The 16,449-nt window shown below is 66.9% G+C and carries 9 protein-coding genes, 2 tRNA genes and 2 rRNA genes; 6 read left to right on the plus strand and 7 right to left on the minus strand.

The features are described 5' to 3' along the window. Window positions 1-10: 10 nt before the first annotated feature. From GA0070604_RS30265 to GA0070604_RS30275, 3 genes are all read right to left on the minus strand, one after another. A 23S ribosomal RNA gene (locus tag GA0070604_RS30265) occupies window positions 11-3,119 on the minus strand. 373 nt (window positions 3,120-3,492) lie between these two features. After that, window positions 3,493-5,007, minus strand: a 16S ribosomal RNA gene (locus GA0070604_RS30270). Together the 16S and 23S rRNA genes form the textbook arrangement of a ribosomal RNA operon. A 693-nt stretch (window positions 5,008-5,700) precedes the next feature. Further along, window positions 5,701-5,955, minus strand: a complete 255-nt coding sequence (locus tag GA0070604_RS30275; protein WP_091126343.1) for an SCO4848 family membrane protein — start codon at window positions 5,953-5,955, stop codon at window positions 5,701-5,703. Window positions 5,956-6,201: 246 nt separating this feature from the next. Between GA0070604_RS30275 and GA0070604_RS30280 the strand changes: the two genes are divergently transcribed. From GA0070604_RS30280 to argS, 4 genes are all read left to right on the plus strand, one after another. Next, the gene (locus GA0070604_RS30280) at window positions 6,202-6,648 is read left to right on the plus strand and encodes a PRC-barrel domain-containing protein (RefSeq protein ID WP_091126346.1); all 447 of its coding nucleotides are present in this window, start codon (window positions 6,202-6,204) and stop codon (window positions 6,646-6,648) included. A gap of 60 nt (window positions 6,649-6,708) precedes the next feature. Continuing rightward, window positions 6,709-6,876 (plus strand): hypothetical protein, encoded by a 168-nt coding sequence (locus GA0070604_RS32850; protein WP_167363598.1) that lies wholly within the window; start codon window positions 6,709-6,711, stop codon window positions 6,874-6,876. Window positions 6,877-6,965: 89 nt separating this feature from the next. After that, window positions 6,966-8,024, plus strand: a complete 1,059-nt coding sequence (gene trpS, locus GA0070604_RS30285; RefSeq protein WP_091126348.1) for a tryptophan--tRNA ligase — start codon at window positions 6,966-6,968, stop codon at window positions 8,022-8,024. Between the two features lie 282 nt (window positions 8,025-8,306). Further along, the gene (argS, locus tag GA0070604_RS30290) at window positions 8,307-10,025 is read left to right on the plus strand and encodes an arginine--tRNA ligase (protein ID WP_091126351.1); all 1,719 of its coding nucleotides are present in this window, start codon (window positions 8,307-8,309) and stop codon (window positions 10,023-10,025) included. Window positions 10,026-10,125: 100 nt separating this feature from the next. Here the strand turns inward: argS and GA0070604_RS30295 are convergent, their stop codons facing one another. Next, window positions 10,126-11,253: an amidohydrolase family protein gene (locus tag GA0070604_RS30295; protein WP_091126355.1), complete on the minus strand. Its 1,128-nt coding sequence runs from the start codon at window positions 11,251-11,253 to the stop codon at window positions 10,126-10,128. Between the two features lie 171 nt (window positions 11,254-11,424). Here GA0070604_RS30295 and sigJ point away from each other — a divergent pair, with 171 nt between their 5' ends. Continuing rightward, complete coding sequence (gene sigJ / locus GA0070604_RS30300; RefSeq protein ID WP_091126358.1) at window positions 11,425-12,306, plus strand: RNA polymerase sigma factor SigJ; 882 nt, start codon at window positions 11,425-11,427, stop codon at window positions 12,304-12,306. 163 nt (window positions 12,307-12,469) lie between these two features. Here sigJ and GA0070604_RS30305 read toward each other — a convergent pair whose 3' ends face one another. Continuing rightward, entirely contained in the window at window positions 12,470-14,323 is a 1,854-nt protein-coding gene (locus GA0070604_RS30305) for a S8 family serine peptidase (protein WP_167363599.1), read from the minus strand. 618 nt (window positions 14,324-14,941) lie between these two features. On the opposite strand from GA0070604_RS30305, the gene GA0070604_RS30310 reads away from it, so the two are divergent. Then, complete coding sequence (locus GA0070604_RS30310) at window positions 14,942-15,373, plus strand: DUF4190 domain-containing protein (protein ID WP_091126362.1); 432 nt, start codon at window positions 14,942-14,944, stop codon at window positions 15,371-15,373. A gap of 318 nt (window positions 15,374-15,691) precedes the next feature. Here the strand turns inward: GA0070604_RS30310 and GA0070604_RS30315 are convergent. Both GA0070604_RS30315 and GA0070604_RS30320 read right to left on the minus strand, forming a co-directional pair. Then, a tRNA-Arg gene (locus tag GA0070604_RS30315) sits at window positions 15,692-15,764 on the minus strand. Between the two features lie 36 nt (window positions 15,765-15,800). After that, window positions 15,801-15,891 (minus strand) — tRNA-Ser (locus GA0070604_RS30320). Window positions 15,892-16,449: the final 558 nt, after the last annotated feature.

Raw genomic sequence — 16,449 nt, forward strand, 5'->3', positions numbered from 1 at the left:
TAGCAGCTTAGTAGTCAAGTCCTCGGCCTATTAGTACCGGTCAACTGAACCCGTTACCGGGCTTACATTTCCGGCCTATCAACCCAGTCGTCTAGCTGGGGGCCTTACCCCACCAAGGTGGGTGGGATACCTCATCTTGAAGCGAGCTTCCCGCTTAGATGCTTTCAGCGGTTATCCCTTCCGAACGTAGCTAACCAGCCGTGCCCCTGGCGGGACAACTGGCACACCAGAGGTTCGTCCGTCCCGGTCCTCTCGTACTAGGGACAGCCCTTCTCAAGTATCCTACGCGCACGGCGGATAGGGACCGAACTGTCTCACGACGTTCTAAACCCAGCTCGCGTACCGCTTTAATGGGCGAACAGCCCAACCCTTGGGACCTGCTACAGCCCCAGGATGCGACGAGCCGACATCGAGGTGCCAAACCATCCCGTCGATATGGACTCTTGGGGAAGATCAGCCTGTTATCCCCGGGGTACCTTTTATCCGTTGAGCGACACCGCTTCCACATGCCAGTGCCGGATCACTAGTCCCGACTTTCGTCCCTGCTCGACCCGTCAGTCTCACAGTCAAGCTCCCTTGTGCACTTGCACTCAACACCTGATTGCCAACCAGGCTGAGGGAACCTTTGGGCGCCTCCGTTACCCTTTAGGAGGCAACCGCCCCAGTTAAACTACCCACCAGACACTGTCCCTGAACCGGATAACGGTCCGAAGTTAGATACCCAAACCAACCAGAGTGGTATTTCAAGATTGCCTCCACCCATACTGGCGTATGGACTTCACCGGCTCCCACCTATCCTACACAAGCTAATTCGGATACCAATGTCAAGCTATAGTAAAGGTCCCGGGGTCTTTCCGTCCTGCCGCGCGTAACGAGCATCTTTACTCGTAGTGCAATTTCGCCGGGCCTGTGGTTGAGACAGTGGGGAAGTCGTTACGCCATTCGTGCAGGTCGGAACTTACCCGACAAGGAATTTCGCTACCTTAGGATGGTTATAGTTACCACCGCCGTTTACTGGCGCTTAAGTTCTCCGCTTCGCCCCGAAGAGCTAACAGGTCCCCTTAACGTTCCAGCACCGGGCAGGCGTCAGTCCATATACATCGAATTACTTCTTCGCATGGACCTGTGTTTTTAGTAAACAGTCGCTTCCCCCTGCTCTCTGCGGCCATACAACGCTCCACCCGCGCGGGGCTTCACGTCTCCGGCCCCCCTTCTCCCTAAGTTACGGGGGCAATTTGCCGAGTTCCTTAACCACAGTTCGCCCGATCGCCTCGGTATTCTCTACCTGACCACCTGTGTCGGTTTGGGGTACGGGCCGCTAAGAACTCGCTAGAGGCTTTTCTCGGCAGCATAGGATCACTGACTTCACCTGAATCGGCTCGGCATCACGTCTCAGCCTACATGTGCTGCGGATTTGCCTACAGCACGGCCTACACGCTTACCCCGGCACAACCACCGGCCGGGCTCAGCTACCTTCCTGCGTCACCCCATCGCTTGACTACTACCCGCCAGGTTCCCACGCTCCCCGTGTTTGGTCCGAAGACCGCCCACAGTTCGGGTGGTTAGCACAACGAGGTTCGTCAGGGTCGCTCTTTCGCGGGTACGGGAATATCAACCCGTTGTCCATCGACTACGCCTCTCGGCCTCGCCTTAGGTCCCGACTCACCCAGGGCGGAATAACCTGGCCCTGGAACCCTTGGTCATCCGGCGGAAGGGTTTCTCACCCTTCTTTCGCTACTCATGCCTGCATTCTCACTCGTGCCGCGTCCACAACTAGGTCACCCCGTTGCTTCACCCCCGGCACGACGCTCCCCTACCCACCCACACACCTGCACCAGATATCAAGACCTGGCGAAGTCATTGTGTGAGTGCCACAGCTTCGGCGGTGTGCTTGAGCCCCGCTACATTGTCGGCGCGGAACCACTTGACCAGTGAGCTATTACGCACTCTTTAAAGGGTGGCTGCTTCTAAGCCAACCTCCTGGTTGTCTATGCGACCCCACATCCTTTTCCACTTAGCACACGCTTAGGGGCCTTAGCTGGTGATCTGGGCTGTTTCCCTCTCGACTACGAAGCTTATCCCCCGCAGTCTCACTGCCGCGCTCTCACTTACCGGCATTCGGAGTTTGGCTGATTTCGGTAAGCTTGTAGGCCCCCTAGACCATCCAGTGCTCTACCTCCGGCAAGAAACACGCGACGCTGCACCTAAATGCATTTCGGGGAGAACCAGCTATCACGGAGTTTGATTGGCCTTTCACCCCTAACCACAGGTCATCCCCCAACTTTTCAACGTTGGTGGGTTCGGCCCTCCACGCGGTCTTACCCGCGCTTCAGCCTGCCCATGGCTAGATCACTCCGCTTCGGGTCTAGAGCATGCGACTCAAACGCCCTATTCAGACTCGCTTTCGCTACGGCTCCCCCACACGGGTTAACCTCGCCACATGCCACTAACTCGCAGGCTCATTCTTCAAAAGGCACGCCGTCACCCCGCAAGGCTCCGACGGATTGTAGGCGAACGGTTTCAGGTACTATTTCACTCCCCTCCCGGGGTACTTTTCACCATTCCCTCACGGTACTCGTCCGCTATCGGTCACCAGGAAGTATTTAGGCTTACCAGGTGGTCCTGGCAGATTCACGGCAGATTACAGGAGTCCGCCGCTACTCGGGAACACCCACAGAAGACCAGCCACTTTCACCTACCGGACTGTCACCGTCTACGGTCGGCCTTTCCAGACCATTCGACTAGCAACTGGCTTTGTAACTCCTTGAGCGCGTGTCAGCACACTCAGCAGGGTCCCACAACCCCGACCACGCAACCCCTGACAGGTATCACACGCAGCCGGTTTAGCCTCAATCCGCTTTCGCTCGCCACTACTCACGGAATCACTATTTGTTTTCTCTTCCTACGGGTACTGAGATGTTTCACTTCCCCGCGTTCCCTCCACACACCCTATGTGTTCAGGTGTGGGTGACTGGACATGACTCCAGCCGGGTTCCCCCATTCGGACACCCTGGGATCACAGCTTGGTTGACAGCTCCCCCAGGCCTATCGCGGCCTCCCACGTCCTTCATCGGCTCCTGGTGCCAAGGCATCCACCGTTCGCCCTTGACAACTTGACCACAAAGATGCTCGCGTCCACTGTGCAATTCTCAACAAACGACCAACCCACAACCCGAACCGCCCCACACCAGACCCGGCCACCGCCGGCGGTATATGGAACCAGGCCGTGCCTGGCGCTCGACAAGCGTCGTCCGCTCGTCCAAGCCACTGAAAGACAACCCATGGTTGTTCTTTCAGGACCCAACAGGGTGCCTGTCACCGATACCCAGCCGCACCATCCGCTCGTTCCCCACCACCCCGAAGGGATGGCCGTACTAGAACATCAGGCCGTTGCCGGAACCGACTCGCCAGTGTCTCCGCCAATGAGCACCCCGACCCGACATTCGCGGGCCGCGGGCTCCATACCGTCCTTCGACGGATGGTGCTCCTTAGAAAGGAGGTGATCCAGCCGCACCTTCCGGTACGGCTACCTTGTTACGACTTCGTCCCAATCGCCAGCCCCACCTTCGACGGCTCCCTCCACAAGGGTTGGGCCACCGGCTTCGGGTGTTGCCGACTTTCGTGACGTGACGGGCGGTGTGTACAAGGCCCGGGAACGTATTCACCGCAGCGTTGCTGATCTGCGATTACTAGCGACTCCGACTTCACGGGGTCGAGTTGCAGACCCCGATCCGAACTGAGACCGGCTTTTTGGGATTCGCTCCACCTCACGGTATCGCAGCCCATTGTACCGGCCATTGTAGCATGCGTGAAGCCCTGGACATAAGGGGCATGATGACTTGACGTCATCCCCACCTTCCTCCGAGTTGACCCCGGCAGTCTTCGATGAGTCCCCGCCATAACGCGCTGGCAACATCGAACGAGGGTTGCGCTCGTTGCGGGACTTAACCCAACATCTCACGACACGAGCTGACGACAGCCATGCACCACCTGTGACCGCCCCCGAAGGACCCCACATCTCTGCAGGTTTTGCGGCCATGTCAAACCCAGGTAAGGTTCTTCGCGTTGCATCGAATTAATCCGCATGCTCCGCCGCTTGTGCGGGCCCCCGTCAATTCCTTTGAGTTTTAGCCTTGCGGCCGTACTCCCCAGGCGGGGCGCTTAATGCGTTAGCTGCGGCACAGGGAACCGGAGAGGCCCCCCACACCTAGCGCCCAACGTTTACAGCGTGGACTACCAGGGTATCTAATCCTGTTCGCTCCCCACGCTTTCGCTCCTCAGCGTCAGTATCGGCCCAGAGACCCGCCTTCGCCACCGGTGTTCCTCCTGATATCTGCGCATTTCACCGCTACACCAGGAATTCCAGTCTCCCCTACCGAACTCTAGCCTGCCCGTATCGACTGCAGGCCCGCGGTTGAGCCGCGGGTTTTCACAGTCGACGCGACAAGCCGCCTACGAGCTCTTTACGCCCAATAAATCCGGACAACGCTCGCGCCCTACGTCTTACCGCGGCTGCTGGCACGTAGTTGGCCGGCGCTTCTTCTGCAGGTACCGTCACTTACGCTTCGTCCCTGCTGAAAGAGGTTTACAACCCGAAGGCCGTCATCCCTCACGCGGCGTCGCTGCATCAGGCTTCCGCCCATTGTGCAATATTCCCCACTGCTGCCTCCCGTAGGAGTCTGGGCCGTGTCTCAGTCCCAGTGTGGCCGGTCGCCCTCTCAGGCCGGCTACCCGTCGTCGCCTTGGTAGGCCATCACCCCACCAACAAGCTGATAGGCCGCGAGCCCATCCCAGGCCGAAAAACTTTCCACCCCCCACCATGCGACAGGAGGTCCTATTCGGTATTAGCCCCGGTTTCCCGGGGTTATCCCAAAGCCTAGGGCAGGTTGCTCACGTGTTACTCACCCGTTCGCCGCTCGAGTACCCCGAAGGGCCTTTCCGCTCGACTTGCATGTGTTAAGCACGCCGCCAGCGTTCGTCCTGAGCCAGGATCAAACTCTCCAACAAAAACTTGTTGAACAATCCATCCCGGCAACAAAAGTGTTGCCAAAGGAATCCCAACCAGACAGACCCAAAAGCCTGACCAGTCCGGGGTATCAAACAATTTGGCACTGGCTTATCAAGCACCCTGTTGAGTTCTCAAAGAACAACCACACACCATCCGAAAGCCCCGCACCGCAGGACCCCCATCCGGGGCATTTCGTTCACTCACCCGCCGCTCTCGCGCCGGGCACTTTTACTACGTTACCTCCCCGTCTCCGCCGTGTCAAACCGTGTGTTCCGGTCTGTCGTGCTTCGTACGGGTTGGCGTCCGCTGAGCTCGCGCAGCAGCGTACCGCTGCGCTTGATCATCGGATTTGGCAGGCCGGCCGCCGCAGAATTCCGCGAACGCGCCCGGTGCCCTGCCGGTCGACAACCTTACCCGGTCGGTTCCGCTCCGCCAAATCCGCCCTGCGGCGTTCCGGCGGGCTCCGCCCGGTCCGTGTCACTCAGGAGCTGTGCCCCTAGGCGACCCGGTGCCAAACTCGGTTCCGAACTCCCGGGCTTTCGTCCCGTTTGCCCCGTTCCGCGCTGGCAGAGAGAAAGTTACGCGGCTTTGGGTTTGATCGTCAAATCCGGGGCGAGCGTCCCGCGTCACACCATCATTGCTGGACTATCTTGCCTGCTCAGCGGCGTGGAGCCCGGTCGCCGGCCGGTGGCTCAGGCGCGGGGGCGGCGACGGACCGCGAGCCAACCCCTGATCCCGAGCACCCCGACAGCGGTGCCGATCGCCAGCGAGGCAGCGATCAGCAGCGCGTGCACCCAGAGGAAGCTGGTGGGGGCACCCTCGCCGACCGTGCCGGTCAACCAGGAGCGCGGGTCGTTCCAGATGGCGACGGCGAACCTCGGCCAGATCACCCAGGTCCAGACTCCGACCCCGATCAGGAAGAGCGACCAGCCACGCGACAGCACCATGGGTCGCCAGTATGCCAGCGGAACCCGCGGCGAGCGCCTCGGCCGACACGTCGCCGCAGGTCAGCGCGGCCGCGGCGCCCGGCGCCGCGCGGCGAGCGCGACGGCGGCCAGCCCGGCCGGGACCGAGGCGGCTAGCTCGATCATGAGATCGCTCGCGGAAACGGATGCGGATGAGCTTCGGAGTTTCCGTCGTCCGGCGGGCGGGCACTGTCTCCGACGTCCCGACCAAGGCATCGGAGGTGGGTCATGCAGCCGTTCGACCCATGGATCTGGCGCGATCCGTCCGCCCTCGCCGGCGGCTACGAGCAGAGCACGCCGGAAGACGTACCCCGGCAGCGGCCGGACGGCGACGGCGGCGGCGGCCCGGACGCGCCCGGCCCGGGTACCCCCATCGACCTGGCCGGTTACCGGGTGGAGGCGACCGACGGCCGGATCGGATCGATAGACCGGGCGAGCCAGGACGCCGGTGCCCGGTACCTCGTGGTGGACACCGGGCCGTGGATCTTCGGGAAGCGGGTGCTGCTGCCGGCCGGCACGGTGGCCCGGGTCGACCACCTGGAACGCGCGGTGTACGTGGACCGCACCCGGGACCAGGTGAAGGACTCGCCGGCCTTCGACCCGGAAGAGTTCGGCCGGCCCGACTACCGGGAGCAGGTCGGCGACTACTACACGGAGAGCTACCGACAGGGCTGAGCGGCAGGCCAGGACAGCGGGTGGCCGCTGCGGCGCCGATGAGCGGCTACCCTGTCAGGCATGGTCCGGCCGAGCACCTGCGCCCCGGAGACCCTCGACGGGCTCCCGGCGGCTGCCGCTCCGGTTCTCCCGGCCCGTGTCGACAACGGTCGGGAGCAGAACCTCGACGTACTCCGTGCCGACGGGTTGCGGTTCCGCGCCGGCGGGCGATGGCGGTTCGCGCTCTGAGTAGCCGATCCCACTGATCCGGGCACACCCCGGGTCTGTTTCCGCGCGCCGCGCGTCCTCCACCTGTTCTGCACGAAAGGCGTACGACCATGTCCACAGCACGGATGCTCACCGGCGACCGCCCGACCGGGCGGCTGCACCTGGGCCACTATGTCGGCAGCATCGCCAACCGGGTGCGGCTCCACCAGCGGTACGAGAGCTTCTTCATCATCGCCGACCTGCACATGCTCACCACGAGGAACACCCGCGAGGACATCGAGCAGGTCTCGCGCAACGCCCGCGAGATGGTCACCGACATCCTCGCCGCCGGCGTCGAGCCGGACCGGGCCACGTTCTACCTCCAGTCGGCGATCCCCGAGGTCGGCGACCTGAACACGCTCTTCCAGAACCTGGTCACCGTGCCCCGGCTGGAACGCGTCCCGTCGCTCAAGGAGATGAGCCGGGACGCCGGCAAGGAGGAGATGCCGTACGGCCTGCTCGGCTATCCCGTCCTCCAGGCCGCCGACATCCTCTGCGTGAAGGGGCAGGTCGTCCCGGTGGGGAAGGACAACGCCGCGCACGTCGAGGTGACCCGGGAGATCGCGCGCCGCTTCAACCACCTCTACGGCGAGGTCTTCCCGGTGCCCGAGATGATCATGTCGGAGACACCGACCCTGATCGGCACGGACGGCTCGGGGAAGATGAGCAAGAGCAGGGGGAACGCCATCGCGCTCTCCGACGACCCGGCGTCCGTGCGCCGCAAGGTGATGGGGATGTACACCGACCCGAACCGGGTGCGCGCCGACGTGCCCGGGACGGTCGAGGGGAACCCGGTCTTCGCGTACCACGACGTGTTCAACCCCGACCGCGCGAAGGTCGAGGAGTTGAAGGCCCGCTACCGGGCCGGCCGGGTCGGTGACGTCGAGGTCAAGGAAGAGCTGGCGGTCGCGCTCAACCGGTTCCTCGACCCGATCCGCGAGCGGCGGGCCCGGTTCGAGGCGGCGAGCGGCCTGGTCGACGAGCTGATCTTCGAGGGCACCGAACGCACCCGGGCCGAGGTGCGCCGCACCCTGGTCGAGGTCCGCCGGGCGATGGGCCTGACCAGCGCGTACACCCAGGTGCGGCGGCGGGCCGAGCGTTACCGCAAGGCCGTCGCCACGCCGGCCTGAATCTTCGGGTACGACCGGACACCGGCCCGGTGACGGCTTGCGCCGCCCCCGGGCCGGCCGGTTAGGCTGGCCGTATGACCTGTGCCCGCACCCTCGTGCCGACGTCCTGCGACGTGTCGGTCGGTGCGGAGCGACGCCGGCGGTCCCGCGACCGCCTGCGCTGAGCACCCTTCTCTTGCGACCGGCGGATCGAGCCGCCGGTCATCGCCGATCGTCCTCGGTCCGTCCGCATCCCAACCCGGAGATCCGCGCGAGGCGGATCCGAGCGAGATCGGCGTACCCATGGATCTGGAGAGACTGCTGACCGACCGGCTGGCGCCGGCGTTCGAGACGGTGGCCGGCGTACCGGTGGACCCGGTCGTGCGGCGCTCACAGCGCGCGGACTTCCAGTCCGACGCGGCGCTGGCGCTGGCCCGGCGGCTCGGCCGGCCGCCGCGGGCGATCGCGGCGGAGGTGCTGGACCGCGCGAGGATCGGTGACCTGTGCGCGGCGGCGGAGGTGTCCGGGCCGGGTTTCATCAACCTGACCGTCGCCGACTCGGCCCTGGGCGGGCTGCTCTCCGCGCTGGCCGCCGACCCACGGCTCGGCGTGCCGCCGGCGGCCGAGCCGGAGACCGTGGTGGTCGACTACTCGGCGCCGAACGTGGCGAAGGAGATGCACGTCGGGCACCTGCGGTCGACGGTGATCGGCGACGCGGCGGCCCGGCTGCTGGAGTGGCTGGGCCACCGGGTGATCCGGGCCAACCACCTCGGTGACTGGGGGACGCCGTTCGGCATGCTGATCGAACACCTGGTCGACCTGGGCGAGGCCGAGGCCGCGCAGGAGCTCTCCATGGGGGACCTGGACGCGTTCTACAAGGCGGCCCGGGCCAAGTTCGACGCGGACGAGGCGTTCCAGGAACGGTCACGGCACCGGGTGGTGGCGTTGCAGGGCGGCGACGAGGCGACGCTGCGGCTGTGGCGGCTGCTGGTCGAGCAGTCCGAACGCTACTTCCTCACCGTGTACGACCTGCTCGACGTGACCCTGACCGAGGGCGACTTCCGGGGCGAGAGCAGCTACAACGGCCTGCTCGCCCCGGTGGTGGACGACCTGGACCGGCTCGGGTTGCTGCGGTGCAGCGACGGGGCCGCGTGCGTGTTCCCGCCCGGTTCGGTCGGCCGCGACGGCGAGCCACTGCCGCTGATCGTGCGCAAGTCCGACGGCGGATACGGCTACCCGGCCACCGACCTGGCGGCAATCCGGCACCGGACCGGGACGCTGGGCGCGACCCGGCTGCTCTATGTGGTGGGGCTGCCGCAGCAACGGCACTTCGAGATGGTGTACGCGGCGGCGGCGCAGGCCGGCTGGCTGGTCCCACCGGCACGGGCCGAGCACGTCGGGTTCGGCTCGATCCTCGGGCCGGACGGGCGGATGCTGCGCAGCCGGGCCGGCGGGTCGGTGAAACTGGTCGCCCTGCTGGAGGAGGCCGTGGCCCGGGCCACCGCGCTGGCCCGGCAGCGCAACCCGGAACTGGGCGAGGCGGAGGCGGCCGAGGTGGGCCGGGCGGTCGGCATCGGCGCGGTCAAGTACGCCGACCTGTCCAGCGATCGGCACAAGGACTACGTGCTGGACTGGGAGCGGATGCTGTCGCTGGACGGCAACACCGCCCCCTACCTCCAGTACGCGTACTCCCGGATCCGGTCGATCTTCCGGCGGGCGGGAGAGGCGGCCCGGCCGGACGCGGGGATCTCGCTGGCCGAGCCGGCCGAACGGGCACTCGCCGTGGAACTGCTCGGCTTCGGCGGGGTGGTCGCCGAGGTGGAGCGCAGCCTGGAGTTTCACCACCTGGCCAGCTACCTCCACCGGCTCGCGGCCGCGTTCAGCGCCTTCTACGAGCGCTGCCCGGTGCTGCGGGCCGACGGTCCGGTACGGGAGAGCCGGTTGGTGCTCTGCGACCTGACCGCCCGGGTGCTGCGGCAGGGCCTGCACCTGCTCGGCATCCGCACACCCGAACGGCTGTGACGCGGTCGGTTCACCGCACCTGACGTAACGCGGGCGGCCACGAGCTCGGCGCTCGTGGCCGTTCGCATGAAACGTCTTCCCGCTGCCGGTCCGCGTACGGTCAACGGGCCTGGCGGACGCCGCGCCGCCAGACGTCGACGATCGCGCCGGTCGCGGTGATGTCGCGGGTGGGGTCGCCGTCGACCAGCACCAGATCGGCGCGTAGGCCCGGGGCGATCCGGCCGCGGTCGGTCAGCCCGAAATGGCGGGCGGGCATGCTCGTCGCCGCGGCCAGCGCCTGCTCGGCGCTCAGCCCGGCCTCGGTCAGCAGCACCATTTCGCGGTGCATGGCGGCGCCGTGGGCGGGCGCGAACGGCGTGGCGTCCGTGCCGGCGAGCAGCGGCACGCCGGCTCGCTGCAGGGCCTGTGCCGTGTGCACGGCGTGGATCCCGCTGTGGGCGGACGCGTGGTCGACCGCGCCGGCCCCCGGCTGGCCGATCACCTCGAAGTACACGAGGGTGCTGACCACGTAGAGACCTTGCGCGGCGATCCGTGCGACGAGTTCCGGGGTGCGGGGCCCGGGATCGATCCACACGTGCGCGAGGCCGTCCACGCCCGCGTCGAGCGCGACCTCCACCTCGGCTGCGGTGATCGCGTGGGAGATGACCGTCAGTCCGTTGGCATGGGCGGCGTCGACGAGGGCGGCCACGACGTCGGGCGCGAGCACCGGCAGGTCCGTGCCGTGGACCGTACCGTCGTCGATCACGACCTTCAGGTAGTCGACGCCCTCGGCGAGCCGCGCGTCGACGAAGGCGCGGGCCTGGTCGGCGGTGGCGACAGTGTCGAACGGGCCGACGGCGTCGCCGAAGGCGGCCGCGTCCCCGAGCGCGGCCATAAGCTGACTCGGGTGGCCTCCGGGCGCGGTCGCGAGCATGCCGGCGCTGCGGATGTCGGCCATGTCGTCCCGCTCGGCCGCCGATGCCCGCTGCCGGGCCAGGTTGGCGGGTAGGCAGAACATGTCCAGTTCGGTGGTGACGCCGAACGTCAGCGCCTGCGCGAGGCTGCCGTCGAAGACATGGGTGTGCGCGTCGATCAGCCCGGGCAGCAGCGTCTTGCCCGTCCCGTCCACCACGACCTCCGCCGGGCGGTCGTCGTGGGCGGCGATCCGGTCGCCATCGATCAGCACGCTGGTGCATCGCGTCGTGCGCTCGCCGTCGAACACGTCGACGTCACGGATCAGGGTTCGCATCGTGGTCTCCCGGGGTATCGCGGTTCGGGAATCTCCCGCCCTGCGCCAACCGAGAGCCGGCCGGAGGCGGCGGATGTGACCTGGCGAGACATGGACCACAGCCGCGGCCCGCGTGTCACACATCGCGCACCGGGGCCACTCTGAGTCCTGCGACAGGGATCGGAGGCGCCCATGGACCAGGACACCGCCACGCAGGCGTTCGTCGACTACCGCGAGCTGCTGTTCTCCATCGTGTACAACATGTCGGGCAGCGTCGCCGACACCGAGGACGTACTACAGGAGACGTGGTTGTCGTGGGCAGCCGCGGACCGGGGCCAGGTCGAAAACCCGCGCGCCTACCTGGTGCGTATCGCGGTCAACCAGGCACTCGCCCGTCGCGCGTCGCTGAGCCGGCGGCGGGAGACCTACGTCGGCCAGTGGCTGCCCGAACCGGTGGTGACCGACGCGATCGACCCGGTCACGCGTGCCGAGTCGTCCTCGGTGGCGTTGCTGGTGGTGCTGGAGACGCTGAGCCCGGCGGAGCGCGCCGTGTTCGTGCTGCACGAGGCGTTCGGCTATCCGCACCGGGACATCGCCGAGATGCTCGGCCGCAGGCCCGAGACGATACGTCAGCTCGCTCACCGTGCCCGGGAGCACGTGCGGGCACGGCGGCCCCGGTACCGCGTCGACGCTCGGGTACAGCAGGCGGTGACGGAACGCTTCGTGGACGCCGCGCTCGGCGGCGACCTGCAGGAGCTGCTGCGGATCCTCGCCCCTGACGTGACCCTGTGGACGGACGGCGGTGGCAAGGGGCCGGCGACGAGTCTTCGGCCGGTGCACGGCAGCGTCGCCGTCGCGAAACTGCTCGTGGCAGTCGCCGCGAACGTCCCCGAGTCTGCCGTGGTCCGGTACCGCCGGGTCAACGGCGACCCGTCCGCGCTGGTGTTCACCGGCGACTCGCCGCTGGCCGTACTGGTCCTCGACCTCACCCCCGACGGCCACCGGGTGCGCGGCGTCTACTCGGTCACCAACCCCGACAAGCTGGCGCGAATCCCACGCGACTCGGTGCCGTGACGCCCGGGCCACCCACTCGCTGTCGAGCACTGCGGGACGGTCGGGCGATCGAAGTGGACCAGCCGGACCAGGGCCGCGCGGTACGCGGTCCCGGCCCGGCTGGCGGGTGTGGTCGGGTCGAGCCCGCGCCCGATGATTTCCGGAACGCCGACCCGTCGATCCGCTACGTGCAGGTCACGCCGTTGACCGTGATCGGCGCCGGCGTCGGCGTGCTGCCCGAGTGGGTGCCCTCGAAGCCCAACGAGACCGAGCCACCCGGAGCAATCACCTGGTTCCAGCCGAGGTTCACGGCGGTCACCCGGGTGCCCGTCTGGCTCCACGTCGCGTTGTAGCCGGTGGTCAGGTGCTCACCCGCGGCGAAGTCCCAGGCCAGCGTCCAGCCGTTGACGGCGACCGTGCCGGTGTTCACCAGCGTCACGTTCACCGCGAAGCCGGGATTCCAGCTGCTGCTGACCTGGTAGGTCACGGCGCAGGCCAGGCCCGAAGGGGCCTGAGTGGTGACGGTGACCGTCGGCGAGGAGTCGGACACGTTGCCGGCGGCGTCCCGGGCCCGCACCGAGAACGTGTACGTGGTCGACGGCGACAGGCCGGTGATCGACGCGGACGTGGTGGTCGACTGCGCCGCCAGGGTGCTGCCACGATAGACGTCATATCCGACCACGCCGACGTTGTCGGTCGACGCCGGCCAGGACAGTTGGACGGAGTTGCTCGTCACGTTGCTGGCGATCGGCTGTCCCGGCGCGGTCGGTGCGGTGGGGTCGACGGTGATGGTGTCGTTCGGGTCGGCGTAGAGCAGCCGGTTCGGCGAATTCGGCCCCGGATCGATGACGACGTTCTTGGTGGTCGCCGCGATCAGGTCGGCCTTGGCCTGCGCCATGGTGGCGGTCGGGTGCAACTGCCGGTACCGCGCCAACCAGCCGGTCACGTGCGGTGCGGCCATGGAGGTACCCGACCACCCGGACGCGGACCCGGTGTCCGACGCGTTACTGGCGGACGTGATGCCGACGCCCGGTGCGAACAGATCGACGCACGCGCCGTAGCTGGAGAACGAGGCGCGGGTGTCGGTGATGTCGGTGGCGGCGACCGTGACGCCGCGCGACGACCGAGGCCCGTTGTCGCAGGCGTTGCCGTTGAAGTTGTTCGCGATGAAGACCGTGAACACGCCCGCATCGAGCAGGTTCTCGATCGCCTCATTCGGGGAGGTGCCGTAGCCCTGGAGGCTGAAGTTGGCCACCGAAACCGGGTCGTGGTTGTCGACGAGCCAGTCGACGCCCTCGATCAGGTCAGATATGTAGCCGCTGTTGTCGCACTGCAACACCCGGATCGCCTTGATGGTGGCTGCCTTGGCGACGCCGTACGTCGCGCCCGCGACCGTACCGGCGACGTGTGTGCCGTGGCCGTGGCAGTCGTTGGTGCCGTTGCCGTCCCCGACCGCGTCGTAGACCCCGCTGGCCCGGCCGCCGAAGTCGACGTGCGTGGCCCGGATGCCGGAGTCCAGGATGTAGGCGGTGACACCGACGCCGGTGGAGGTGTAGCTGAAGTTGTTGTCCAGTGGCAGCGAGCGCTGGTTGATGCGGTCCAGCCCCCAGGACGGCGGGTTCGGCTGGTCGGTCTGAGGCACGGCGCCGCCGGCCCCTTCGCCTTGGATCACCGAGTCCCGTTCCACGTACTTCACCGCGGGATCGGCGCGGACCTTGGCCAGTGCGCTCGGCGGCAGGTACGCCGCGTACCCGTCCAGGGCGTGCCCGTACCTGGCCAGTACGGTGCCTCCGGACTGCTCAGCGGTGGCGGCGGCGGCCACGGACCGTCCGGCGCGAGCCGCTCGGCTGACACCGGATGGCGCGTCCTTGAGCACCACGATGTACTGGTCGGCAACAGTCTTCGGCCCGCCGGGCCGCAGCGGCGCGAGCGTGGGCCCGTCCGGCTGTGCCGCCGCGGCGGGCGCCGCGACGGTGGTGACGATCGCACCGGCGATCAGTGCGACCAGTGCGGATCGGCGCGCGGACCTGCCATTCACCTTTCGCAACCTTTATCCTCCCATAACCTTGCATTCCGGTCGCAACGGTCAGTGGGCGGGCGCGTCGTTGCGCCGATAGGGGAGTGTCGGTAGTGGACGACGGCATACGGCGACCCATGCCGTAGCCGGTGAGCATTCCATCGCCTACGCCCCCGTTGCGTGTGCTCCATGAGCGACCGCCGCCCACTTTGGTAGCTAAAAGCTCGACGCGAAATATCCGATCGGCCAGGGACACAGGCCCGATGGAGTCTTGACGGGGGCCATTCGGATGAAATTTGGGGCTGCGCCTGCGGCCCTGAGCTGGGCAGATCCGGCAAGACCAAGCCCCATGTGTTGACTGTCACCCACGGCAATCTGTCGTGCTCGTTCAGTGATGCCGAGATCCGTAGATGGCGCCGTTGAGGCTGACGCTGGCCGGCAGGTGCCGTTCGCGGTGCAGCCGACGGTCACCGAGGCACCCGTCGCGAGCGCCGGTGCCGCCGCGGGCGCTGCGTCCGCCGAGAAGATTGCCCGCGGAAGCAACCTTCAGAGGCGTCGGTCGGGTAGTAGCCGGTGACCCCATTCGAAGGAGAGCCGGTGGCATTAAGCGACGTCCTTTCCTTGCCCGCATGATCCATCATGGTGTATCCATTCATGATCCTCGGACGGGCGGGCCTCGTGGATACGCCGCAGCCGGAGCATCCGAGCGGCGAGGAGAAGGTGGGGCGTGCCATGACCAGTCAGCTCTCTGAGAATCAGCGAAGGTACAACCTTCTGGCGATCATGGCCTGCTGCATGGGCCTGGTTCCGCTGCTGTACGTCAGCGCGGGCCTGGCTGAGCTGACAGACCTGCTGATCGAAGTTCTACTCCCTGTGCTGCTGCTCGGCGGAGGCGCGGTTGCCGTAGGCGTCGTGGGATTGAAGCAGATCAAGACGACTGGGCAACGTGGTCGCGGTCTGGCGATTGCCGGGTGCGTGGCTGGCGCAGCCGTATTTGCGGTCCTGGCTTTTCTCCTCGTGGCTCTGATGGTGAAGGGCACGTGCGGCCTGCCCGACGGCTGCGAAGGGTGACTCAGGTCGACCCAGGAGTTTGAGCTCGCCGCCGCGAGAGGGCGTTGCGGGGCAACGGCGGTCGGGATCTCCTCGTCGGGCAGTCGTAGACCGTCCAGCCTCCCCGGACGGGGACCAGGTGGAGCGCCCTACCGGACGAACGACCTGGACCCCGTCCGGGGAGGCTGGTAGCCCTTGTGGTGCCCGGCGAGGGATCCGCGCGGCTGATGGACCGGCTCGGCTTCCTGTTCGACGCGTAGGCGTGGAGGTCAGCCGTGGGGGGGCCAACACGATCAAGGGCCGGTCTCCCGTGACAGGAAACCGGCCCTTGACCTGCTGCGCGCCCGAAGGGACTCGAACCCCTAACCTTCTGATCCGTAGTCAGATGCTCTATCCGTTGAGCTACGGGCGCTTGGTGCTCGGCCAGTCTACACACCTGGCTTTCGCGCGGAGACTCCGGGATTCGAACCCGGGAGGGGCTTTAAAACCCCAACCGCATTAGCAGTGCGGCGCCATAGACCAGACTAGGCGAAGTCTCCCCGGTGGCCCGGAGACCACCGCGCCCGAGGATACAGGTCCTCCCCCGCTCCGAGCAAAGCGACTACCGGGGGAGGGCTCGTCGGCCGAGTTTCCCCCGTGTGCGACGTCACGCCCGGGACTAGGCTTCATCGATATGCAGGAGCAGCCGCCGAGCGATCCACCCCATCGCGAGCCCGCCGCCGATGCCCGGCGGAGCCGCTCCCCGAAGCCGACCTTCACCCCGCCACCGACCCCCGAACCGCCCACCCCGCCAGCGGGCCGGGCCGACGCCGGTGATCGGACTCCGACCCGCCCCCGGCGTGCCGGAGCCGCCCCCAGCGTGCTCTTCCAGCCGCCCGACCCGGCGGCGCTCGTGCCCCGCCCCACCGTGCCCGGTGAGCGGCAGGCTGCACCCGCCGGACCCGAACTGTCACAGGACTCGCCGTCCGCTGCCGCGCCTCGCCCCCGCCCGCCCGCAGAGGCCACCTCGCCCCCCGCGGAGGCCGTCCCGCCGGCCGCCACGCCGGACAGCGCCGCCTCCGACAGACCGGACGGCCCGCCGGACCAACGGAGGGCCG

Origin of the sequence: Micromonospora eburnea (assembly GCF_900090225.1) — a bacterium.
Taxonomy (GTDB): Bacteria; Actinomycetota; Actinomycetes; order Mycobacteriales; family Micromonosporaceae; genus Micromonospora; species Micromonospora eburnea.